Origin of the sequence: Microcoleus vaginatus PCC 9802 (assembly GCA_022701275.1) — a bacterium.
Taxonomy (GTDB): domain Bacteria; phylum Cyanobacteriota; class Cyanobacteriia; order Cyanobacteriales; family Microcoleaceae; genus Microcoleus; species Microcoleus vaginatus_A.
Genome location: CP031740.1, coordinates 5,910,646 through 5,935,391 on the forward strand (window position 1 = coordinate 5,910,646; position 24,746 = coordinate 5,935,391).

At 47.0% G+C, this 24,746-nt stretch carries 14 protein-coding genes and 2 pseudogenes; 6 read left to right on the top strand and 10 right to left on the bottom strand.

The window, feature by feature from the left end:
• The first annotated feature begins 58 nt into the window (after window positions 1-58).
• Window positions 59-589, top strand: a complete 531-nt coding sequence (locus D0A34_24520) for a DUF937 domain-containing protein (GenBank protein UNU21585.1) — start codon at window positions 59-61, stop codon at window positions 587-589.
• 107 nt (window positions 590-696) lie between these two features.
• Here D0A34_24520 and ilvD read toward each other — a convergent pair whose 3' ends face one another.
• Complete coding sequence (gene ilvD / locus D0A34_24525; protein UNU22453.1) at window positions 697-2,382, bottom strand: dihydroxy-acid dehydratase; 1,686 nt, start codon at window positions 2,380-2,382, stop codon at window positions 697-699.
• A 418-nt stretch (window positions 2,383-2,800) separates the two neighbouring features.
• Between ilvD and D0A34_24530 the strand changes: the two genes are divergently transcribed.
• Window positions 2,801-3,643 (top strand): hypothetical protein, encoded by an 843-nt coding sequence (locus D0A34_24530; GenBank protein ID UNU21586.1) that lies wholly within the window; start codon window positions 2,801-2,803, stop codon window positions 3,641-3,643.
• Between the two features lie 94 nt (window positions 3,644-3,737).
• Window positions 3,738-4,601, top strand: coding sequence for a sulfite exporter TauE/SafE family protein (locus D0A34_24535; GenBank protein ID UNU21587.1), 864 nt, complete (start codon window positions 3,738-3,740; stop codon window positions 4,599-4,601).
• A gap of 94 nt (window positions 4,602-4,695) precedes the next feature.
• Here D0A34_24535 and D0A34_24540 read toward each other — a convergent pair whose 3' ends face one another.
• Window positions 4,696-5,496 carry a hypothetical protein gene (locus tag D0A34_24540; GenBank protein UNU21588.1) on the bottom strand — a complete coding sequence of 267 codons (801 nt, stop codon included), beginning with the start codon at window positions 5,494-5,496 and terminating at the stop codon, window positions 4,696-4,698.
• Between the two features lie 222 nt (window positions 5,497-5,718).
• On the opposite strand from D0A34_24540, the gene D0A34_24545 reads away from it, so the two are divergent.
• A complete protein-coding gene (locus tag D0A34_24545; GenBank protein UNU21589.1) occupies window positions 5,719-6,045 on the top strand; it encodes a hypothetical protein in 327 nt (108 codons plus the stop codon).
• A gap of 59 nt (window positions 6,046-6,104) precedes the next feature.
• Window positions 6,105-6,644, top strand: coding sequence for a GIY-YIG nuclease family protein (locus D0A34_24550; GenBank protein ID UNU21590.1), 540 nt, complete (start codon window positions 6,105-6,107; stop codon window positions 6,642-6,644).
• A 300-nt stretch (window positions 6,645-6,944) separates the two neighbouring features.
• On the opposite strand, the gene D0A34_24555 is transcribed toward D0A34_24550, so the two are convergent.
• The 3 genes and pseudogenes from D0A34_24555 to D0A34_24565 form a co-directional block, all read right to left on the bottom strand.
• Entirely contained in the window at window positions 6,945-8,267 is a 1,323-nt protein-coding gene (locus D0A34_24555; GenBank protein ID UNU21591.1) for a hybrid sensor histidine kinase/response regulator, read from the bottom strand.
• A gap of 105 nt (window positions 8,268-8,372) precedes the next feature.
• Window positions 8,373-12,503 (bottom strand): response regulator, encoded by a 4,131-nt coding sequence (locus tag D0A34_24560; protein UNU21592.1) that lies wholly within the window; start codon window positions 12,501-12,503, stop codon window positions 8,373-8,375.
• A gap of 402 nt (window positions 12,504-12,905) precedes the next feature.
• Window positions 12,906-18,412: pseudogene (locus D0A34_24565) on the bottom strand (PAS domain S-box protein).
• Window positions 18,413-18,641: 229 nt separating this feature from the next.
• Between D0A34_24565 and D0A34_24570 the strand changes: the two are divergent.
• Window positions 18,642-22,454, top strand: a complete 3,813-nt coding sequence (locus tag D0A34_24570) for a beta-galactosidase (GenBank protein UNU21593.1) — start codon at window positions 18,642-18,644, stop codon at window positions 22,452-22,454.
• A gap of 41 nt (window positions 22,455-22,495) precedes the next feature.
• On the opposite strand, the gene D0A34_24575 is transcribed toward D0A34_24570, so the two are convergent.
• The 5 genes and pseudogenes from D0A34_24575 to D0A34_24595 form a co-directional block, all read right to left on the bottom strand.
• Window positions 22,496-22,741 carry an HNH endonuclease gene (locus D0A34_24575; protein ID UNU21594.1) on the bottom strand — a complete coding sequence of 82 codons (246 nt, stop codon included), beginning with the start codon at window positions 22,739-22,741 and terminating at the stop codon, window positions 22,496-22,498.
• Window positions 22,738-23,154, bottom strand: coding sequence for a hypothetical protein (locus D0A34_24580; GenBank protein UNU21595.1), 417 nt, complete (start codon window positions 23,152-23,154; stop codon window positions 22,738-22,740). Before D0A34_24580 ends, D0A34_24575 begins: the two co-directional genes overlap by 4 nt.
• 114 nt (window positions 23,155-23,268) lie before the next feature.
• Window positions 23,269-24,396 carry a sulfotransferase gene (locus tag D0A34_24585; protein UNU21596.1) on the bottom strand — a complete coding sequence of 376 codons (1,128 nt, stop codon included), beginning with the start codon at window positions 24,394-24,396 and terminating at the stop codon, window positions 23,269-23,271.
• Window positions 24,397-24,413: 17 nt separating this feature from the next.
• Window positions 24,414-24,545 (bottom strand): annotated as a pseudogene (locus D0A34_24590) (type II toxin-antitoxin system PemK/MazF family toxin).
• Complete coding sequence (locus D0A34_24595; GenBank protein UNU21597.1) at window positions 24,526-24,729, bottom strand: hypothetical protein; 204 nt, start codon at window positions 24,727-24,729, stop codon at window positions 24,526-24,528. Before D0A34_24595 ends, D0A34_24590 begins: the two are co-directional and overlap by 20 nt.
• Window positions 24,730-24,746 lie beyond the last annotated feature (17 nt).

Consider the following 24,746-nt stretch of genomic DNA (forward strand, 5'->3'; position numbering starts at 1 on the left):
TGAAAAACAGGATTTGCTATAATTTAAAGTTGAGCAATCACTGTACGGAGCGAAAATTATGGGACTATTTGACCAAATTTTGAGCGCGATCGACAATCCCAACCAACAAGCAAGCCCCAATCAGTTGGGCAACATTCTCGGTGCGGTAGAGCAGTTGAGCGGCAACCAGGGCATCGATGCGGGTACGACTCAGCTAGCAATGTCGGTTTTGGGCGGACACGTGCGATCGGCATTGCAAAACGTGCGATCGCAGTCAGGAGACGCACAAGCTCAACAACTTGTCAACCAATTTAGCGGCACAAATCCCAATCCCCAAGCGGTACAGAGTTTGTTCGGAGCCGGCCAACTGACGCAAATAATAGCCGATATCGCCCAAAGAACCGGTTTAAATAACGCGACAGTGCAGGCGATGATACCTGTTTTGGTGCCCCTGGTGTTGAATTTGCTAAAAACCGGCAGCAACGCCCAAAATCCAGCCCAGGGCAGCAATCCTGTTTTGAATACATTTTTAGATGCAGATGGAGACGGCGACGTAGATATTACTGACGCCATGTCGATGGCAGGCCGCTTTTTGAATCAGCCCCGTTAATTTGGGATTTTTGTAATTGCAGATATCAGCGGATGGACACAGATGAACGCAGATAGGATTTTATCTGCGTTTATCTGCCTTCATCTGCGCTTAAAAAAATTCCAACTTTAACCCAAACCCAAATCAGTCACAGCACCGACACTGCTAGAAGAAACCAACTTAGCGTATTTAGCCAAAACGCCCCTAGTATAGCGAGGTTTAGGAGGCTGCCAAAGAGCGCGCCGCTGCTCCAATTCAGCATCAGAAACATTGAGCTGCAACAAGCGATTGTTAGCATCAATCGTAATCGAATCGCCCTCTTTTACCAGAGCAATTGTCCCGCCAACTTGTGCTTCGGGTGCAACGTGACCGACAACCATGCCGTAAGTTCCGCCAGAGAAGCGACCGTCAGTAATTAACCCTACAGAATCCCCCAAACCAGCGCCAATAATTGCCGAAGTTGGTGCTAACATTTCGCGCATTCCCGGCCCGCCTTTGGGCCCTTCGTAGCGGATGATAATCACATCTCCGGCTTGAATCTTGCCGGCTAAAATTGCATCCAAACAATTTTCTTCAGATTCAAATACCCGCGCCGGGCCAGTAATTTGCGGTTTCTTAACGCCAGTAATTTTAGCAACGGCTCCTTCTGTTGCCAGATTTCCCCTGAGAATTGCTAAATGTCCTTGGGCGTAAATCGGGTTGTTCCAAGGGCGGATGACATCTTGGTCGGTGCGGGGTTCGGCTGGAATATCTGCTAACACTTCCGCAAGAGTTTGACCGGTAATTGTCAGCGCGTCTCCGTGCAGCAAACCCTGTTCTAGCAGGATTTTCATTACTTGGGGAATGCCGCCGGCTTTGTGCAAATCGGTTGCTACGTATTTGCCGCTGGGTTTGAGGTCGCACAGCACCGGCACTTTCGCTCTAATAGTTTCAAAATCGTCGAGGGACAGTTCAACTCCGATCGCATTGGAAATGGCCAATAAATGCAGCACAGCATTGGTTGAACCGCCGACTGCCATGATTACCGCGATCGCATTTTCAAAGGCCTTGCGAGTCAAAATCTGGCTCGGTAGCAACTGTTTGCGGATCGCTTCCACCACAACTTTTGCAGATTCGGCAGCGCTGTCAGCTTTTTCGGCATCCTCAGCAGCCATTGTCGAAGAATAAGGCAAACTCATGCCCATCGCTTCAAAAGCGCTCGACATCGTATTTGCTGTGAACATTCCGCCGCAAGAACCGGCACCCGGACAAGCATTCTGTTCCACTGCATTGAGTTCTGTTTGGTCAATTTTGCCCGCGCTGAATTGACCGACTGCTTCAAAAGCGCTGACAACGGTTAAATCCTTTCCGTTGTGGTGTCCTGGTTTGATCGTGCCACCGTAAACAAAAATAGCAGGAATGTTCATGCGGGCGATCGCAATCATCGCCCCCGGCATATTTTTATCGCAACCGCCGACAGCCAGCAACCCGTCCAGACTTTGACCGTTGCAAACAGTTTCGATGGAATCAGCAATCACATCTCTCGACACCAGAGAATATTTCATCCCTTCAGTTCCCATCGAGATCCCGTCGCTGATAGTAATCGTACCGAACATCTGTGGCATCGCGCCGGCTTCTCTTGCACCCGCAATAGCCCGCAAAGCGAGGTCGTTCAATCCCATATTGCAGGGCGTAATCGTGCTGTACCCGTTGGCAATCCCCACAATCGGCTTAGTGAAATCGCCGTCACCAAAACCGACTGCCCGCAGCATTGCTCGGTTGGGCGCGCGCTGCACGCCCCCAGTCACAGCTTGGCTTCTCAAATTTTCAGGCATTTTAAAATTTCCTTTGTCTGTTGACAGTTGACAGTTGACAGTTGACAGTTGACCGTTGTCAGTTGTCAACTGCCAGCTCGCCCAAAAACGAATACAAGTTTCCGATAATCGTCGTGGTGAGCCCATAATTTTAGACCAAAGTTCCGGCTCCCAGATGAATCTGTGGAGCAAATCTAAAATCTAAAATCTAAAATCGACTGACTCAGTGCCGAGCGCCGAGAGTTTTACCCTATTGTTGATTTTCTCAGAAGCTTTGATATTTGTCAGACCTTTTAGGAGGCAGTGGCACAGCAGTGCCCGGAAAGCCGTGCAAAGATTCTACAGATACTACAGCGTGCAGAGTGAATACCGTGGTTATCTGGGATGATGTGGTAACACCCATCACTCTAACGTTTAAAAAAATTGCGAGGCGAATGACATGGAGGCCGATCGAATTCTGAGGCAATATGCGGCCGGAGAAAGAAATTTTCGAGAGATTAACCTCGTCGGGGCCGACTTAAAAGGGGTAAACCTCAGCGAGGCTAACTTTACCAGATCGAATTTCCAAGACGCAAACCTCAAAGGCGCTAACCTGACGGGAGCGAACTTGCGCGAGGTGAAATTGGCAGGGGTGGACTTGACGGAAGCCAACCTCAGCGAAGCAAATCTCATCGGTACCGATTTGAGCCGCGCCAATCTCAGCGGGGCTAACCTGATGGGAGCCAACCTGCGCGGCTCAATGGCCAGAGAAGTCAACATGACCAAGGCTAATTTGACGGAAGCTAATTTGACCGAAGCCAACTTTACCGAAGCGAATTTGTTTGCGGCCAACTTAACCGACGCTAGCATGATTCGCATTAATTTGATGAAGGCAAATTTGAGTTGGTCAACTCTCAAAGCGGTAAACCTGACAAATGCCATCCTCAGCGAGTCGCTTTTAGAAAGAGCTAACCTGAATCAGGCAATTCTCAGCGGGGCGATGCTCAGCGGGGCTAACCTGACTGGTGCAGACTTGCGCCAAGTAACGATGGTGGGAGCTAATCTGAGCGAAGCTAATCTGAGCAATGCTAATTTGAGAGTTGCTAATGTGAGTTGGTCAACGCTAGCAAAAGCTAATTTGAGCGGTGCTAATTTGTACCGGGCCAAGCTGTGCTGGTCTAATTTGAGCGGGGCTGTTTTGTTGGAAGCGGTTTTGATTGACGCTAATCTCAATCGAACTAACTTCCGCGATGCAGATTTGAGGCGGGCAATTATGCCGGACGGCACGACTAATGATTCTTAAAATTTGATTGTTAACTGTTAACTGTTGACTGTTGACTGTTGACTGTTAACTGTTAACTGTTAACTGTTGACTGTTGACTGCTGACTAATAACTAATGACTATCACTGAATTATTGATTCTCGGTGCGGCAGGAATTTTTGCCGGAATTCTAGCTGGATTTTTGGGTATCGGTGGCGGTACGGTGCTCGTACCTTTGTTGGTTGCTCTCAATTACGTTCCGGTACAGGCGGTTGCTACTAGCGGTTTGTCGATCGTCATTACAGCTATTTCTGGCAGTATCCAGAATTGGCGCATGGGCTACCTCAGCTTGAGTCAAGTCGCAGGCATCGGATTTCCCGCCGTCATTACCGCACAAATCGGTGCTTATTTGGCGGGGATAATTCCGCCTTACTTGCTGTTACTTACTTTTGGGCTTTTGCTGTGGCTCAATATTTATTTGATTGAAGTTCGCAAGCACCTGACAGCTAAGAAGAAAGCGGAAGTAGAACAAGAGGAACTAGGAGGAGAAGCCGGACAAGGAGATAACGATCAATTACCAATTACCAATCACCAATTGCCAAATAATTCTAATATTTTATTCAATCCAACTTTTGCTAAAATTGCTACCGGCAGTGCTGCGGGTTTATTAGCCGGTTTGTTCGGCGTAGGCGGCGGCGTGATTATGGTTCCCCTCCAAATTTTGCTATTAGGAGAAAGCATTAAAACCGCAATTCAAACCAGCTTGGGCGTCATCGTCATCACGGCTATTTCGGCGACGGCGGGACACGCGGCGCGCGGCAATGTTTTGTGGGTTGTGGGGTTGATTCTGGGCGGCGGCGGTTTGTTGGGCGCGCAGGTGAGCACGCGGTTTTTGCCGAGATTGCCCGATCGCATTGTTAGTTTAGCTTTTCGATCGCTCTTGGCAATCTTATCGATTTATGTTTTCTGGCAAGCTTGGCAAAAATTTAGTAACGGGTAATGGGTAATTGGTAAGGTGCGCGGCAGAAGAGCCCCCTACGAAAAAATCCCGGAAGGTGCCCGCGCAGCACCCTACGAAAAACGAATAAGTAAGACTAATTTGCTGATAGTTTCTTCACGGCACGAGTCAGACGCTGCAAATAAGGCTTGACAATTTCTTGATTTTGCCGCTGCAATTCGGAAACTTGCTGCTGCAAATGCTGAATCTCGGTTTGCAGCATTTCTGTGTCTATTGTGGGTCGATCGAGCAAATCCTGCAATTGCTTCAGAGAACCTTGGATTTGATCCAAGTCTACTTCGTTCGATCGCTCCTGCAACTGAGCCGTAATAGTTTTAACTTCAGTTAACTTTTCGCCCATCAATAAAAATCGGACGTTGACATTTTCCCAATCATGCTCTCTCAGGGCGCTATTTTCCAAAATGCGGACTTTCTGCTGCAAATCCGACAGTTGCGTGTTGAAATCCTGAGAATCTGCCGGAAGCGCCTGCGCTTGGCGTTCGAGGGAGGCTACGGCAGCTTGTACCTCGGCGATGACGCCGGATTCCAAGCCGAGGAGTTTCTGCTGCAAGTCGGAGACGGCGGTGTAGAGTTCCGCAGGTTCTCCAGGTAGTATCTGAACTTGCTGCGAGCGACGTTCTACTGCGGCCTGTACGTCCGTAATCGCAGAATTTGCCTTTTGTTGCATTTGTTGCTCGAAACGCTGGCGATTGGCGAGATTCAGCGAGAGTGCTGCGGTTAAGGGGGCGGCAGCGTAGAGAATTTGGCCCGACAATACAGCAGTAATCGTGCCAATAGCTGAACCAGCCACAGAGGCGTATTCTGCCAATTCTAGCCAGTCCGGCTGGTTCGGGGCACTTCTCAAAGCTGGGAATGATGCTTTTTCAATCTTCTGCATAGCCTTTTAGTCGTAGTCGGATAGATGGCGATAGGGACATGATAAAAGCGATCGGCAAATAAATCAGGGCTATTTGTCAAAATTTCCGGATTGTGGTATTTTCATTGACCTCGGGGCGAATACCTTCTGCCTTCAAAAGGGTCAATCTCAGGTAAAATTCAGGATTAAGTCGATCGCTTAAGAGTTAACCATTAACCGCCGTCTGTCAGGAGTCTACAGAAAATGGGTCTCAAGATTATTGAAAGCTACGATAGCAGTTTTGTCCTCGAACCCGATGCTAAAACGGCACTGTTCGGTTTATTAACCGGTGAAAGCTTTGTCCAACAAGTAGCGCTACAATTGCAATGCTCGCGCCTGGAGTTTGCCGAGTTACTTTTTCAGCCAGTCCCTTACAGCAGTGAGACGCCGAAGGGAATGCCTGCGGAATTTGAAAAGTATCATCAATCGAGCGATTTTGCGATCGTCAACGTCCCGCCTAATTTCATGTTCCAAGCCAAAATATTTAAACCCAGCCGCCTCTGTGCCGTTTATCGAGTTTTTAAGAGTTAGGTAAAGGCTGGTTAATCTGTGGTTAAATCTAAAATCTAAAATCTAAAATCTAAAATCGGATGACAGAAGACATTCAATCTCTTGCCAGCTTAGAATTCATTCCATACATAGACTCCGAGGGGAAATTGCCTGATTTTGTTCAGGGAAAAATCGGCGTTTACGCGATTTTTGACAGCGAGAAAGTCCTGCAATTTGTCGGCTATTCTCGCGACATTTACCTCAGCCTCAAACAACATTTGGTACGCCAAACCCAATATTGCTACTGGCTGAAAGTCCAAACTATTGACAAGCCGAGCCGCACTATCCTAGAAAGCATTAGAGAAAGTTGGATTGCCGAAAACGGTTCCCAACCCCAGGGTAACGGTGCCGATGCTGCCAAGTGGAACGATCCCATCGACACCAAAACTGTAATGACTACCGAAGAAGTAGCAAATTATGAAGGTATCTTTGCCGATGAAATTGCCAAAGATAAATTGTTGAAAAATGTAGCGCGGCGCGTGGAAAATGAAATTTTATCGCTGTTGAAAGCTCGCGGCGTAACTGAAGAAATCCGGTTTAATCCCAAGCTGAAAACTAGCGGATTGCTGGATTTAAAGTAAATACCGCTCACCCGGCACTCCGCCAGGGAATGAATTCCCTGTCTAATAGCGAAAGTCCTCTAAAAGAGGACTGAATAATTTATTAGTCCTCTTTTAGAGGACTTTCGCTTTGAGGCAGGGGTTTCAACCCCTGACGGACTGACGGAATATCGGTTTTACCTTAAGGGAACACCAATAGCCATTGCCGTGTCCATAATTTCCGTGCCGCGACAGCTTAATGGCGTTTCCCTACAGATGCTCGCGTACAATCTATGTGATATATTCTCTGGGTCTGATTAAATTTTAAAAGGTTAAAATTTATTAACATTTAACAGATATCGGAATCTGCAAAGTTAACTCTGTTCCTCGGCCCGGAGCAGAAATACAACTGATTTTACCTCGATGTTTTTCCACTACAATATCGTGACTTATGGCCAACCCTAATCCAGTACCCCGGCCTACAGGCTTCGTAGTAAAAAATGGGTCAAATATCTGGTGGCGCACTTCCTCACTCATCCCACAACCGTTATCGGCAATTAAAATCACAACGGATTGATTGTTTTGAGTGGCTAATATTGAATCTGGATGGTGCAGCGCAGCTTCTGACTCAAAACTTACTGAAGTGGTAATGGTAATTTTTCGGGGAGACGATTGATTTTCCAGGGCATCAATAGCATTAGTTAGCAGGTTCATGAACACTTGATTTAACTCACTCGCGTAACAAGCGACTCTTGGCAGTAGGCTGTAGTTTTTAATGACCTCAATCTCACCGGCATTGTGTGAGCCCTTCAGTCGGTGTTGCAAAATAACTAAAGTATTGTCAATGCCTTCATGAATATCTACTCGCTTGTACTTTTGTTCGCCAAGGCGCGAGAAGTTCCGCAAAGACATCACAATTTCGCTAATCCGAGAAGCACCCTCGGTCATCGAATTCAGCAGTTTGGGATAATCCTCTGCGATGAATTCGGGTTGAATCTCGTCCAATTCGCCGATAATTTCTGCAACGGGGTGGGGGTAGTAATGTCGGTACAATTCAACGAGGCGAAGCAAATCTCGCGCATACTCCGCCGCTAGAGAAATATTGCCGTAGATAAAGCTGACGGGATTGTTGATTTCGTGAGCAATTCCTGCCGCTAGCTGACCTAAAGAAGCCATTTTTTCCTTCTGTATTAACTGAGCTTGAGTTTTCTTTAGTTCAGTTACGGTTTGTTCGAGTTCCTTGGCATAGGATTGTGTTTGCTGGAACAACTGGCGCTGCACGAGTTGATTTGAAACGCGGGCCAAAACTTCTTGTTCGTGAAACGGTTTTGTGATATAATCTCTACCACCAACTTCAAAGGCTTTGACTTTATCAAACACTTCATTTAAAGCACTGATAAAAATAACTGGAATGTCCTTCGTTGTGGGAGAAGCTTTCAATGCTTGGCAGACTTTGTAGCCGTCCATACCGGGCATCATGATGTCGAGCAAAATCAAGTCAGGAGGAGTTAACTCGATCGACCGCAGCGCTAGTTTGCCGTCGGGTGCGGTGCGTGTTTTGTACCCTTGCTGCGAGAGTATTTGAGCTAAAAGTTGCAAATTAGCCGGAATATCATCAACAATTAAAATATTCCCTTTGATGACGGGAGTTGGTTCGTAATTCATATCTAGTGCTGTAAAATAACCTTTATAGGTTTGTAGTGAGTACCATCGCCCGATGGGGTTTTATGAGGACGATCGTACTCACTACAAACCTATCTCATATCCTTATTATTTTGGTTCGGGATGGATGAGAGCTAGTATTTGATTGAACTGAAACTCGTTAGCCAATGCGGCTAGAGCGCTAGCTAAAGCGTCATTGCGATCGCGAATTTGCTCAATTTGGATCAGAATTAACTCTAAATCGCACTCAATTGTGGCTTTCTCTAAAGCTGCCAGCCAATCTGCGGGTAAAGCTGCCAGAGTCTCTGGAGTCGGAGCCTCGATTTGAGTTGACTCGGGAACACTCTCCGGTTCATCGTAAATGTAACGCACTCCCAGATGTTTGTGCAGGGTGGCCAAAATTTCTGTATCTCGAAAGGGTTTGTGGATAAAGTCATCGCAATCATCTGATACAGTAACGGTTTGCGTTTCCTCGGCGTTACCGGCACTCACGGCAATAATTGCCGTAGCTTGACCTTTAACGGTGGCTTTAATGCGTTTGGTCGCTTCATGTCCATCCATCACGGGCATCCACATATCCATAAAAATTAAGTGTGGCTCAAAACTCGACCACATTTCAATAGCTTCTATGCCGTTGGTGGCTTCTTGGAGTTCAAAGTTAAAGGCAGCGAGGAGTTTGATCAGCAGTTGGCGGTTGTCCGATTGATCGTCCACAATCAAAATACGATAGCGTGGCTGGTTGCGTTTGAGCGCTATCACCCGATGCAGCGGCTGTACGGGTTGAGTCGCCGGGGCATCAACGGCGCTGACGGGGATATCAAACGCGAAGGTGGTGCCGCGTCCTACTTCACTGCGTACAGTAATCACGCCGCCCATCAGCTTGACAAACTGTTGGCTGATAGCCAGCCCCAAGCCTGTTCCTTGCTGAGATTTGGTTCCTGTTTTGGTTTGCACAAAGGCTTGAAAAAGCTTATCTAACTCATCAGCAGCTATGCCGGCACCCGTGTCTTCTATTTCAAAATGTAATTGGTAATTACTGATTGGTAATTGCTGATTTTCACGGTCTATAAATGCACTTACTCTTAACTTAATTACTCCTTGTTTCGTAAATTTAATAGCGTTAGAAAGCAGATTAATTAAAACTTGGCGCAACTTCATTTGATCTGTTTGCACGTATTCGGGAACTTCGCTAGAGCAGTCAAATATTAACTGCAATTGTTGCTCCATTGCCTGGAGTTGAAACATCTCTTCCAGATCGTTTAACAGGCTGCTTAATTGAAAGCTGGTTGGGTTGATTGTAATGCGTCCCGCCTCTATTTTGGCTAAATCTAATATTTGATTGATCAGAGCTAGCAAGTGTTCTCCGCTGCGGTTGATGATGCGGATATTTTCCTGTTGTTCGCGATTCAGGTTGGTCGAACGCTGCATCAATTGCGAGAACCCCAGAATTGCGTTTAGCGGGGTGCGAAGTTCGTGGCTCATATTTGCCAGGAAAGTGCTTTTGGCAAGGTTGGCGGCTTCTGCGGCCCACGCGGCTTGTTGAAGCTGTACGGCTTGCTGTTGAGTGGCTTCGAGCAATTGAGCTTGTTGTAAGGCAACTCCCAGTTGAGTGCTAATTTGCAGCGCAATATTGATTTCTGCTTCGCGCCAAGTGCGGGGTACAGAATTTTGATAGCTGGCGAGCAAACCCCAAAGTTGACTGCCACAAAATATGGGAAAAATAACGTAGGCTCTAGCTTGAAATTGTTTTAACAGTTCTATGTAACAAGGGCTCAAGCCAGCGCTGTATATGTCTTCAATTATGCGGTAAGGAAGGCCTCTAGCGTACATACCGCCTTGATTTTTTTGTAGATAAGTATCCAGCACTGGTGTTCCGCCGGCTTGCATAGTTTTCACGGTACAGCGAGAGTGTTCGACGAGAGTGTTTGGCACATTACCATCGTCGCGTTGTTGCATCAGAGATATCCAGCCGGGAGCCATTGATTCGGCAACAAATTCCCCGCTCCAATCAGGATTAAAGCGATAGATACCGACACGATCGCATTTTAGGGTTTGTCGCAGTTCAGAGGTTGTGGTTTTGAATATTGTGTCAATATCTAAGGATTGACGGATGCGATCGATCGATCGGGCGATGGCTTGTTCTCCCTGGGCGCTTTCTCGCAAAGCTAACTCGGCTTGTTTGCGATCGCTAATATCCAAAACAGTGCCGAACAAACGGATCAACTCGCCTTTTTTATCATAAACCGGTTTCCCTCTGACTTCAATGTAACTGAGCGAGCCATCTCTTCGGATTAGCCGCACATCTATTTCAAAGCTTTGTCCCGACATAGCTTGCTCGCGAACCATTTTGACATAGCGCGATCGATCTTCTGGATGAAAATGCTCGATTAATTGTTCGGTTGGCAGCGGTTTTTGAGTCGGATCGAGCTCGTAAATGCGATATAGTTCCTCGCTCCAAGTAGTTGTTTTTGTGGCGATATCGTGTTCCCAACTGCCAATACGGGCAATTTTTTGGGCTTCGAGCAGTCGGGCTTCGGCAAACTGGCGATCGCTAATGTCGCGCGCTACCCAAACCGCAGAACTATCGGACAGTGGCGAAATTTTAGCAGCAAACCAAACTTCTTTGTTATTAATCCGCAGACTGTAATCAAAACTAATAGTTTGTTGGGTTTCCAATGCCTGTTGAACTTGAGCGAAATAAATGTCCTCGCTTTCCTCTTGAAATAATTGTTCGATGATGGAGTCGCTCTGATTAGTCTGATAGTTGTATTGGGAAATTCCCTTGGTAGGTAGAATTTGGATGCTTTTTTCCTCATGGTTAAAAATCAAGACAACATCGGTTATCGACTCAAATATTTTTACAACTTGCTCGGCCGAAGTGTAAAGTTTTTGTTCGAGCAATTTGCGATCAGCCATTTCATATTGTAATAGTTCGCTAGCACGAGCTAAGGCGCAGGTACGTTCGGCAACTTCGGCTTCTAAAGTGCGATTGTAGTCAGTTAATATTTTTTCATAGTGTTTGCGCTGTGCGATGTTAGAAAAAGCATTGATGGCATAAATAATATTTCCGCCTTCGTCGAAAATGGGTGTGGCGCGCACCTCAAAAGGAATAAATTTCCCATCTCGATAAAGTTCTATATCTTCAACAAATACCGTTTCGCCGCGCAGTGCTCGGAATGCAGGCAGTTCTTCAATTGGATACGGCTGGTTTTGGCGGTACATTTGATAAACTTCTACTGCTTCTTCTAAAGTCGCATCGGGGATAGTTTCTACACCGAGCCAATGCTTGGCAGTTTGGTTTAAGTACACGACTTTACCCGAGGCCTCGTGGATAGATACTCCTGCAGGTATGGCTTCGATAAATTGCTGGAGTTGGCTCTCGCTGTGCGCTAAAGCTTCATTTAAAGATTTTTGGTCTGCAAAAGCCTGTTGCAGTTGCCCTGCCATAAGATTGAAGGAATTGGCGAGTTCTCCGACTTCATCCAAGCGTTTAATTTCTAAAGGTTGATCCCATTTTCCTTTTGCAACATTTTTGGCGGCGGTATTCAAGCGCATAATTGGCTTTGTTACCCAACGGGAAGTCAACAATCCGATCGCCATTCCCAGCGGCAGTGTACCGGCCAATAACCACAATGTGTTGCGCGTATTTGCTTGAATCGGAGCCATGAAATCCGACTCTGGCACCACCACCACAATCAACCCATCCAAACTACGGCCATCTCGATAGGGAGTGACGCGGACAAACTGCCTATCGCCCTTGCTCGCCAGGGTCAATTTCTCGGTTGTTTGCAACGTGCGGAAGTTGCCAAATCGGTTGGCGAGTTGTCGAGCAATATCTCGCGTTCGAGCATCCTTGCTGTTGGTGGCTAGCAATGGCGTCGGTTGCTTTTTTGCTGGCGTCACCAAGGGTGTTTCTAGTCTGGATGTGGCAATCAGATTGCCCGATCGATCCATAATAAAAGTTTGTCCTGAAGCCGAGAATTGCAGCCTAGCCAGAAAGGTATTGATTGCCGACAGCCCATTATTATCCGTGAGGCGATCGCTAATTCGCTCTCCTACTTGTTCGATTAACTGATGCGCTACATCTTCGACTGATTCCTGACCACTTTTGAAAGAAAGATAGCCCACTAGCCCAACTACACTTACCGTTTGCAAAACCAACGGAACAATCAGAACCCTTCGCAGCGGAAGCTTGCTAAAAAATTTGGCGGTTAGGCGGTTGAAGTGATAAATGGGCATGGGTGTAAACCAATTTGCGCTGATAATCCTATTTTAACTGCTGTAGCCTGCCTTTTCCGGCAATTGGCGCGCCCTAAAAACTGTGAAATTTTCCGCCCGGTTCAATATAGCCAACTACTAGCGAAGATTAGACGCGGATGCGAAAATTTGCTTCTGTCAGTTCTGTTTCTAGCTGTTGGGAATTTGATTCACTTTTACTTGCAAAAACTGTGATAAATTTTCTAATTGCTTTGTGTGTATCGGCAATCATGTTGTTAATGAAAAGCCAGCGGGGGCGGGTTTATGAGATTGTAGATTATGGGCAATTATTATTGGTGAACCCGCCCCTACAAGATTTAACATCATACAAATCCCAATCAAACGGAAATGATATTATTTGTGCGTTCATCGAACCCGATCGCCCTAATGCAAATTTGTTAACTTGGCTAAAACGGTGGCGAAGAGAGCGGGTTCGATCGGCTTTGTTAAGTGTTCGTTGTAACCAGTGGCGAGCGCCTGATCGCGGTCTTCTTCGCTAGCATAAGCTGTCAGCGCCACGGCCGGCAAGCGCTTGATGTTGTCTGATTCAGACGATCGCACTTTGCTGATCAGCGAGTAGCCGTCCTCAACGGGCATACCGATATCACTAACTAAAATATCCGGCGGCGACTGCTGTAAAATGTCGATCGCCTCCGCAGCCGAAGCAACCGCAGTCGCAGTCGCCCCCAACTGTTCGAGGGCCGCAATCAAAAACTTGCGGTTGTCGGGTTCGTCATCAACTACCAACACCTTTAAACCTGCCAAAATACCCGGACGAATTTGATGGGATTTGCTTTCCTCTCTCAACTGTGGCTGCTGACCCCGACGGTGTTTGAGCGGCAGTTTCACCGTAAATGTCGCACCCTTGTCTTTACCGGGACTTTCCGCCGTCACAGTGCCGCCGTGGAGTTCCACCAAGTGCCGGACGATCGCTAATCCCAGTCCCAAACCGTTTTGAGGCCTAGTAAGCGAGGCGTCTGCTTGTCGGAAGCGATCGAATACGTAGGGCAGAAACTCAGCAGAAATGCCATTTCCGGTATCGCTGACAGTAATTTGCACGTAATTTGGTGAGGAGGAATTGGTAACAGCTACCGCCGATAAGCGGATTTTTACAGTTCCTCCAGAAGGCGTAAACTTGACGGCGTTAGTCAGCAAATTCGACATTACCTGCTGCAACCTCTGGGCGTCGCCCCACATCAAGTTGACTGCGGGGTCCAATTCTGACGAAACGGTGACAGACTTGGCCTGGGCTGCAAGACGAACTGAATTGAGGGCAACCTCGATCGTCGGTTTCATGATGAACCAGCCGGGTTTCAGAGCCAGCTTACCTTGAATAATCCGGGAAACATCGAGCAAATCTTCCACTACCTGCACCTGCACCTTCGACTGACGCTCGATGGCTTCCAAACCGCAAGCTAAATCATCTTCCGTGTAGGGGAGGGCGCGCAGCCTCTGCGCCCAGCCCATAATCACATTTATAGGCGTGCGGAGTTCGTGGGAAAGAGTGTCTAGAAACTCGTCTTTCCGGCGGCTGATAGCTTCTGCTTCCGCCCGCGCGGCCTGTTCGCGCTCGAGCAACTGAGCGCGTTGTGCTTCGACTTGCTTGCGATCGCTGATGTCGGCGATGATCGACATACAGTGGATATTGCCGTTGCTGTCGCGGACTGGAGTTGCCCAGAAACTGATGTCGATCAAGCTGCCGTCTTTCCTTTGGCGCTGGGTTTCCATGCCGGCGATCGCGTTTCCTTCGCGAATTCCTTTCAAATTAGCCATGAATTCCTCCCGCTTGTCTGCGGGAACGCTGGGCACAAATTGACCTACCGCCTCTGATTCGCGCCAGCCAAAAATCCTCTCGGCGGCTGGGTTCCACATTTTCACAGTCCCGTCGTCGCAGCCCAAAAGGGTAATTGCTAGGGGACAAGCCTGAATCAAGGCTTCTAAAGTTTGATGGAGGTGCGATCGCGCTGCTTCTGCTTGTTTGCGAGCGCTGATATCGACGTTCACCCCGATCATCCGCAAAGGCAAACCCCCCTCGTCCTGAAACACCTTAGCCCTGCAAGCAATCCAGCCCACGCTTTTGTCCGGGCGGCAAATGCGAAACTCTATGTTTAATTCCTCCCCGGACGCCCCCGCAGCTTTTATCTGCTGTTCGGTAACAGCGCGATCGTCTGGATGCACCATTTCCACCCAACTTTGATAGCTGTCGATACCGCCGGCCGGCAGCCCGTACAAAGCCTCTAACTCCGGTGTAAACGCGAGCTCGCCGGTTTGGACGTTCAATTCAAAAGTTCCGATTTTGCCTGCTTGCTGAGCGATTTGCAGCCGTTCTTGATGGTGTTTGAGTTCTGCTTCCACGCGGGAGATCTCGGTCAAGTCGATGAAGAATGCGACAATCGTCTCTGGTTCGCTAGCGTCCGGGGACAGAGTGGTTCCGCCCATCAGAATCGGCACGCGGCTGCCATCTTTGCGGATGTACTCTTTCTTGAAAGGAGTTGCGACTCCCTTAGCCCGCAGTTCTTGCGCCGCCACGGCGTCGAGGTGCAGGTATTCGGGGGGGTCATCCTGTCCCACCGCATTTTACCCGAGAGCAAGTCTGAGCGGGTGTAGCCGACCATGTTGAGCAGGGATTGGTTGGCGTAGGCGATGCGGCCGCTAAAATCGCCGATCGCGACTCCGAAAATATTTGACTCGAACAGCCGCCGGAATATGGCTTCGCTTTGCTGCATTACCCGTTTTGCTTCTTTGCGATCGGTGATTTCGGCAACCACCGTGCTAACTCCCAGCAGTGTTCCTGATTCATCGTTCACTGGGTAAAAGCTGATTTGCCAATCCCGCAAAACTCCCGGCTGTTGCTTGGTTTCGGCCTTAATTTCCAAGTCGAGCACGGGGGTTTGCGTCGCCAGCACTTGGCGGTAAATCCGCTCTACCATATCGGCCATTTCGGGAATTACTTCTCTAACTGTGCGCCCGAGGTGCTCTGCGATCGATCGGCCGTTGATCGCAGCGAGGCATTCGTTCAGGCGGATGTAGCGCAAATTGGTATCGACAAAGCACAGCCCGACTGGTGTAGTCTTGTAAACTAAGTCGAGTTCTGCTAGTTGGCGGCGAATGCGTATTTCGTTTTCTCGAAGTTGATTTTGGGCTTGTTTGCGATCGGTAATATCGAGTACAAAGAATGCTCCTTTGTCTTTGCATCCTTGGAAGTTTCCGCCGCCGACTAAAACTGGGAAGCGCGTGCCGTCTTTGCGGAGATATTCTTTTTCAAAAGGCGCGCAACTTCCTTCTGCTTCGACTTGCGCGAGGGCGACGCGATCGAGTTCTAGATATTCCGGCGCCGTAAGTTCGAGCCAGCGGATCTGTCCCGAAGCTAAGTCTTCCCTTGTATATCCGATCATTTCCAGTAAGGCGTCGTTAGCGTCCGTAACTCCGCCACTAACATCCCAGAAACCAATGCCAATTATGTTAGATTCTACCACGCTGCGGAAGCGCATTTCGCTTTCCCGCAAAGCTAATTCGGTTTGTTTTGCTGCGGTAATATCTGTGATAATTAGGCCGACTCCGATTATTTCTCCCCTTTCATTTTTCACTGGGTAGTAGTTGGCGAGCCAGTAGCCCAAATCTCCAGCTTTTCCCGGAGGTTCGCCGCTAATTTCTACGTTTAAAACAGGCTGACCGGTTTCTAAAACTTGCTGAATTATTGGTGCAAATTTGGTCGCGCATTCTGGCAACAATTCCCGGAAGTCTTTACCGAGATGCTGTTCGGCGGGCAAACCGTGGAGTTCGGCTAAAACTTGATTGATACGGATGAAACGCATTTCGCGATCCAGAAAGCAAATCGCTAGGGGAGATGCTTCTAATAGCGAGTCAATTAAGGCAAAGGATTGCGATGTTTGAGATAGTGCTTGCTGCGCTTTTGTGTAAAGTCTAGTGTTGTCTAGGGCGATCGCCACGCGATATGCTAAATCTTCTAGCATAGCCATATCTTCTGCATTGTAGCGGTGGCCCAACTTGGAGGTAAAGCAAGTGATGGAACCCATTACCCGCCCGCGGGCTTTCAGCGGTACGCAAGCCTGAGATCCGATATTGAGCGATCGAAGTATTTCCAATTCTGCTGCATTTTCGGCTGCTGCTGCTAAAATTTCTTCATCCACTTCGGCAATTAGTTGGGATGTTCCGGTGCGGATTACCAGCGGATAGCCGTTAACAGCATTGTCGGCGCTCGGACTGCGGATTCTCAAGTTATTCAGACTATCAACTATAGAGGCTTGTGCGTGAGCAGCAGCGACTCGACGCACTTTTGAGTCGGTTTCGGTCAAATAAATGCAGCACCCGTCGGCGATCGAATTTATTGCTAATTCTGCTACCTTTTGCAGCGCCGTTTCCCCGTCAAACGCATCAGCCAGCATTTTGCTAACTTCTGCTAAAAATGCCGAGCGCTGCTTTTCAATTTCCGCTTTTTCCCTCGCTGTTTGCTCGATTGTTAACTGCAATCTTTGAGTTTCCGCAAGTTTTATTTCTGTGATATCGCGAGCGACAATTAAGGCTGATTCTGGTACGCCATTTTTGTCCAATTCGGGAACTACGTGGGATTGATAACTTCGGAGGCCGTTGATTGAGAAACCCTCAAATTCGATAATTTCTTCTTGACCTGTTTCTAACACTTTGTGCAGGGTTTCATCCCACCTCTGGCACAGTTCCGGCGGCATTCCTATTTCTTGACTGGTTTTACCCAGGAAGAATGAAATCGGTTTTCCTTGGCTTCTTGCAACTGCTTGATTGACATAAATATAACGCAGATCTTTGTCAGTGCGGATAATTACATCGGGCGTATTTTCTAGCAGAGTTCTCAGTTGCTGTTCGCTGCTTGCCAAAGCTGCTTGCGTTTCTTGTCTTTCCGTGACATCTCTCACCGTCCCCACGTATCCGATGAGTTCGCCGGAGTCGGAGCACATCGGCGAGGAACAAACGTTAATCCAGCGCACAATCCCCTCTGGTGTTTGCAGGCGATACTCGATCGCATATTCCCCACCTTGCCGAGTATAATCCAGCCATCGGCTCAATACGCGATCGCTGTCTTCCGGGTGAATGCACTTCTCCCAACCGTCTCCTAAAAGTTCTGCCAAACTTAAGCCGCAAATAGCTTGACAGCGTGGGTTTGCATAGGTGTAGCGCCCCTCAAAATCTGCTACAAAAATGCCGACAGGCGAACAGGAACTTAAACAGCGAAATCGTTCTTCTTGAGCTTGCAGCGCTTCTTTAGCTACTGTTAGTTCTGCTGTGCGCTCTTTAACGCGGCTTTCTAGCTTCGTGTAGGATAAAGCCAGGGCTATTTCTGCTTTTTGGCGCTCAGTAATATCGATGCCTGTTCCTATCACATATTCCACCACGCCCTCGCCATCTAGGGTCACAGTATTAGACCAAGAAATTAAGCGTTGCTCGCCATTTTTAGTGCGCCAATAGTTTTGATATTCGCTGTAAAAATGTTCGACTTTGAGGTTGGTAAAAACTGTTTTAACTGGCTCTATTTCTTCGGGAATTAAAAACAAATCCCAAACATATTTATTAATTACTTCTGCTGTTGAGTAGCCTGTAGTTTTTTCGCAAGCTTGGTTAAACCGGACAATCCGTCCTTGGCTGTCGAGAACTACAATCAAGCAAGCTGTCGTGTCAATTACTTTTGAAATAATATTACGTTCTATTTCTAGTTCTTGTTCGGCGGACTTTAACCCAGCATACCAAGCGGTAACCATTGCAGCGGCCAAAAGTAAGAGAGTAGGAGCTGCCTTGAATGAAAACAGTAACAGGGTTGTCAGCAGTAAACCCGTGCCGACACTAAACGTAGCAATGTTGTAAGATTTAATGGGTAAGGGCAGGACCTGAAACCGATTCATTTTTTTTGACCTGTAGCGATGGCGCGATCGCACTATTGCTTATGTCGATGAAACAACCTCGTTAAAACTTAGTTAAAACTAAGTATTTATTTTTTCTATACAAAACCACATTTGTGGGTCGCGTGCCATCTTCCCAGAGACAGATTGGCAGCGGGATTTCTCCTGAATCAACTGCTATCATAGATCCAGGGACAAATTAGATTATCTAATTTTTGGGAGCAATAAGCGAGTGAATGACAAGCTGGCAAAAATTATCGGGTTATTTTTCGCAGCCGCCACCCTCTTTGGATTCGTCGGTTACGCGCTTCAATATCCCAACGTAGCTAGCAGCTCAGCGATATCGATCGGCTTCCCCAATCTTACCACCGTGGCCGTCGGGGCGATCGACAACAAACGATCCCAAATCTATCTCAACGGAACTTGGCAATTTGTCCCCGCAGTTGGCAACCCCCAAAACCCCCCCGTCTCTCCAAATTGGGGTTCCATTTCGGTGCCTGGAGACTGGCAAAAAGAAAACAACGAATCCGTACCCGGAATCATCACTCGCGGCAGCGGCAAAGAGTGGGAAAACTTCAACAGTAAACAACTATCAAAAGCTTGGTATCAAAGAAATATAGACATTCCCGGCGACTGGACAAACCGCCGAATTTTTCTCGACTTAGCCAGAGTCAGCACCGATGCAGTCATCTTTGTCAACGGCATTAACTGCGGTCAAATCCCCTGGCCCTACGGCACTATTGAAATTACCAAAGTAGCAAAACCAGGTCAAAACACCCTATCTATTTTAGTGGTGGCAGTATCCGATGAAAAGGAAAAAGCCGTCATCATGGACCCCACAGAAATCTACACAGAAAAAGCCAACTTGCACTCGCGGGGAATTATCGGTGAGGTACGGCTTCTGAGCCTTCCCCCCGGCCCGCTGATTAGCGACGTATTCGTGCAAACTTCCACCAGAAAAAAGCAAGTTAAATTAGATGTAGAACTCAAAGACGTTGCCCAAAACGGTCAAGTTGAATTAATCGCGCAAATGCTCGACGAAAAAGGCAAAGTCGAACAAAAATTTACCGGAACTGCCCGGGTTCAAGCTAAACCCATTCAAACCGTACAAGTTCAGTGGAATTGGCCAAATCCCCGTCTTTGGGAGGTCGCGCAACCAAACCTTTACACCCTGCAATTAGAAGTAAAAGGCAGCGGCATAGACACGCAATACGACCAACCTTTTGGCTTCCGCGAATTTTGGATAGAAGGGCGCAAATTTTTCTTAAATGGAACAGAATTTCGGCTGCGACCAAACTTGCACTCGGATACTTGGCAAGGCGGGACAGTAGAAGTTTCTGACCGCCTAATTGATGGCTACGTAAAAGCCGGTTTTAACATAACAGAAATGTGGCCTTGGAACCACGACGAACGCGGTAGGTGGCACTTCCGAGAGTTATTTTCCGAAAGAGCAGACCTCAAAGGCTTTCCAATTATGGCTCCCGCTTTAGACATTAGTCCTATCGCTTGGAACGGCAAGTGGAAAAACCGCCAGTGGAACGACCGCTGGAAAGCCCGAATGGTGACTGAAATGCGTCGCTACCGCAATCATCCATCAGTATTAATGTGGGCGACAAGTCCTAATTTTTTCGGCCACGCTGACGACCAAAATCCGCGCCGCATCGGCAAAAGAAAAGTAGAAGCAACTCTCAGTCCTTACGAAAGCGAGCGTTTGCGGGTGAACACTCCCCTAGGAAATGACGCTATAGCTGCGATTAAATCGGCAGACCCAACCAGGCCTGTGATGGTACACCAAGGCGCAAACTTCGGCGATGTTTATGCGCTGAATTCTTATTTAAATATGATTCCCTTGCAAGAACGGGAAGAGTGGATTTCTGAGTGGAGCAAAACCGGGGAAATGCCCTACATGGCAGTCGAGTTTGGGACTCCTCTGCACGCAACGATGATGCGGAACCGCAAAGGTTTTGGTCAGGTGATTCTCAGCGAACCTTGGATGACTGAGTTTGCGGCCATTTATTTTGGCAAGCAGGCTTACGAGTTGGAAACTGCCGCTTATAAAGCTAAAATTCGCGAGCAATTCGTCAATGGTCAGGAGTATCAAAGCTGGCATGGTAAAAAAGAGTTAGATTTTGCACCCGCTTTTCAAAAGTTGCAGCAGTTATTCAGTACAAATACTTGGCGGAGTTGGCGGACTTTTGGAATGTCTGGGGGGATGATTCCTTGGAATGACGGACATGGTTGGGAAGTTTCCGAAGCTGGTCGAAAGAAAGTGGATATTGGGGCATTTCAACCGGGTCGCCGGGGAGTTTATTTGAAGCAAGTCTCGAATAATCTTTTGAATTATTTGCAGCCCGAAGCTTACACTGTTCATCCTGGGGGCGAGGCAATTATGAATAATAATAGCTCGACTTTGGCTTGGATTGCTGGTGCTAGCCCGGTTTTTACTGCGAAGGATCACAATTTGTTTGTGGGCGCAAAACTGGCAAAGCAAGTAGTGTTAATTAACGATACGCGGGCGGCGCAAGAATTTTCGTTTAAGTGGCGGGTTTTGGTGGGGGGTAAAGAAGTTAAAAAAGGCGAGCAAAAAGGGAGGATTGAGTCGGCAGGAACGCTGTTTTTCCCAATAGATGTAAATTTGCCAAATACCATTTCTAGCAAGGCTGACGGCGAAATTCGCTTGACTGCACGGGTGGGCGAGCGATCGCATTCTGATACATTTGCTTTCCGGGTTTTTCCCAAGCAAGCCAAAAGCAAGGATACGCTGACAATCTTCGATCCAGCGGGCAAAACATCGGCAATGTTAAAACAGTTAGGTCATCCGCTTTTACCGTGGAATGGTTCGCAAGTTTCATCGCTATTAATTATCGGTAGGGAAGCGTTTTCGAGTGGAGAAAAATTGCCGGGAAGTTTAGAAAATTTTGTCCGAAACGGCGGCAAAGCAATTGTGTTTCCTCAACGCAGAGAATGGCTGAAAAATACGGGTTTCCGGGTTGCTGCCCACGTCAGCCGTCGCGCTTATTCAGTTGACAGCAACCACCCGGCAATTAGCGGTTTAGACAGTGAAGATTTGCGGGATTGGGTGGGGGAAAGCACGCTGGTTGAAGCTTATCCAGATACGAGCAAAACTGGCCCTAATTTGAGTCCGGCAAATAAACCTTGGTACGGCTGGCGTTGGGGAAATCGTGGCGGTGTCAGTAGCGCTTCAATTGAGAAGCCGCACCGCAGCGGTTGGCGCCCAATTTTGGAATCAGAGTTTGATTTAGCTTATTCGCCGCTGATGGAATTGGATTACGGAAAAGGGCGGCTGATTTTAAACGAGTTGGATTTGGAAGACCATTATTCTGTAGATGCTGGGGCGGCGCAGTTAGTGCAACAAATTGTGAGTTACGGGATGAATTCTCCGGTGGTTGGAAAGCCGGAGAAAGTGGTTTTAATTGGGGGAGATGGGGATGCCCAAAAGTTGGACAGTTTGGGGGTAATTTATCAGCGCGCTAGTTCGCTTTCTAATGATTTTGGTTTGGTCATTGTGGGGAAAGAAGCGAATCTGAAAGATGCAGATTTGCGCGGTTATTTGAATGCTGGCGGGAAGGCGTTTTTCTTGCCGCGTCAAGTGCCTGTTGCGGGTTTGGGTGTGGGTTTGCAGCAAGCGCAGGATTTTGGGGGTTCGCTGGCGGTTCCGAGTTGGGATGAGGTGAAGGGGGTTAGCGCCTCAGATTTGCGATCGCGCTCTTTTTATGATACTTGGTTGATTAAGTCTGGGGGAGAAATTGGTGCTGACGGTTTGTTAAGTCGGGTAAAAGTTGGCAAGGGTGTGGCGATTTTTTCTCAGATTGAACCGGACAGTTTGAATGCTGATACTAAGACTTATTTGCGTTTTACTCGCTGGCGGCAAACCCGGGCAAATGCTCAGATTTTGGCTAATTTAGGGGCGAGTTTTAAAGCGGATGGATCTGTGTTTAACGGTTCGAGTCGGGAGTTTTATCACTGGGATTACAAGACGGATTTTGAGAATGGGGACGATCCTTATCGGTATTATCGATGGTAGGTGTTTTTAAGCGCCGATTAACGCGGATGTTATGGAGGATATTACAGGTCAAAGTGACGGCGGAAGCGCGGGTCTAGTTTGTCGGTTTTCTTTTGGTTGCAGGTGCCGCAGAGGGTTTGCAAGTTGCTGATGTCGTTGCTGCCGCCGCGCGCTAGGGGGATGATATGATCGATCGTCAGTTGGGTTTCTAGTTTGGTTTGGCCGCAGCTTTGGCATTGGTATTTATTGCGCTCGAATACATATTTTCTCACTTCTGGGGGAATGGGAATTCTAGGGGTTTTGCTCATGAATTGTTCGGTTGATTTTCATGGTTTAGTAGTTGGCGGCGCAAATCATCAAGGGGTGATTCTGGTTGGGGAGTTTCTGATTCGTTCTTTTCTGGTGTTTGTTCGGCTTCTGGTTCCTCTGGGCAAAATTCTACGCATATTTTAACTCGAATTTTTCCTTTTTGCCATCCTTGAGAACCAAACCTAAGAACTTTACCTGCTATACCTTCATTAAATAGCACATCTTTTATCTGTTGTACTAGGCTAATAGAGTTTTTGAGATAAGTTTGAAATTGACCACTACTAATAATTGGGTACTTAAAATAGGAGTTGACTCCTAAATCTTTATTGACACTTTCCCAGTCGTTTACCAACCACAAAACTTCTTCATCATCTAACTCAATAAATCTTTCTTCTGTGTCATCCTTATTCATAATTCAACCTAGGTTCCGAGTAATCATTGACTTGTGGAAGTAAAGATAGACTCGCGTCTAACTGATTTTTCACTTAATGCAAACATTATGTAGGGTGCGCAATGCGCACCCTACTCAAGATAATGTATCGGGAACCCAAAAATCAGGTGTTTTAATTTCTGGATGTTTTTGTAATAACTTATTCACTTTTTGACGAATTTCTAAAATATCGGGAATTTGTATTTCATGTTTACTCAAATTTTCTTTGGATAAGTTTGAGCCACTTTGAGAATCTTTAGCAAATACCTGACAGGCGTGAGAAACTTCAGCTAGGGATAAGCCGCAGTAATCAAAAATAGCGCTGACTATCTTCTGAGGATCTGCCACTAAATTTTCATAACGAATTGTACAGGTGGAAATTCCTTGCTGCTGAAGAAACCTGTAGCGTTGCATGACAGATAACCATGCTGTTGTATATACATCAATGGCGGTAGAGTCAGTGAAATCTATATCACTGGCATACTCCTTAAGTAAAGGGATAAATCGACTATATAAGTCTATGTTCTGTGCAATTGTCGGAAGCATGGTACTCATATAGACAAAAGCACTGATAGATGATTGAACGACAGCTTCTGCATTTCGATATAAGAAAATCACTTTAGAATCAGGAAAAGCCTGATATATTAAGTCTCCTAGTTCAATGCAAAAACTCCGTAGCTTAAGTACACAGCACGATTGTTTTCCTTTTAAAGCAGGTTTACTCAAAAGATAAATACAAATTTTTAGTAATTGGGCTATTTCAGTATCATTACTGCCGTCGGGATTTCGTAGACCTACTATCTGAGAAAAAACATCAGGTTCTGATAAACTGAGGACTGTTTCAATTTGATTAAACACTTTACTGAGCAAGGTAGAGCCACAGCGTCCGACGGAATAAATCATTATCATTTTTTCGATCGGCTCTTCTATAGCTGTCATCAGTTGAGGTAAATCTTCTAGAGGAACAGCAATTAATCGCTGGGCATATTCATACTGGGCTTGGTAAAAAAAAGGTGCATTGGAAAGCTGGATATCTAACGGGGTTTCAACAAAAATCGCTTGTTGGTTTTGAGGATCGAGGCAATATAAACTGATGTTAGGACTTTCAATAATAATTTGGGGGTTAATATTTTCTCCTTCTATATAGTCAAAATTTTGCAGCTTAACTATAGAGAGAGGGTCGGGTCGTTGCTTGCTTTGAATGTAAAGAACTTTAGCACTCATTTGAATTTCCTCTAATCAATCACATCGTCAAGAATTTGGTTGAGATTATCTGCCGAAATTATCACAGCCGGACGCAGTTTAAACTGTGTTAGCTGAGTAGAAGGCATTGGCACTTGAGCCAACACTACATCACGGCGCCGTAAGTTCATCGGCAAATAGTTCGTCATAAATGTCATTTTCCGCACTCAGCCAATCTTGATAAGCTTGGGATACAAGCATCGGTTGAACAGATTCTTTCCCACTTTTCAAGAATAGGGCTATGTTCAAAAGTGTTGCTAACTTATCCTCTGGAAGTTGTTCGATTATTGTTAAAAGTTTTTGGCGAATGTTCATAGGATTAAAGTCGCTCT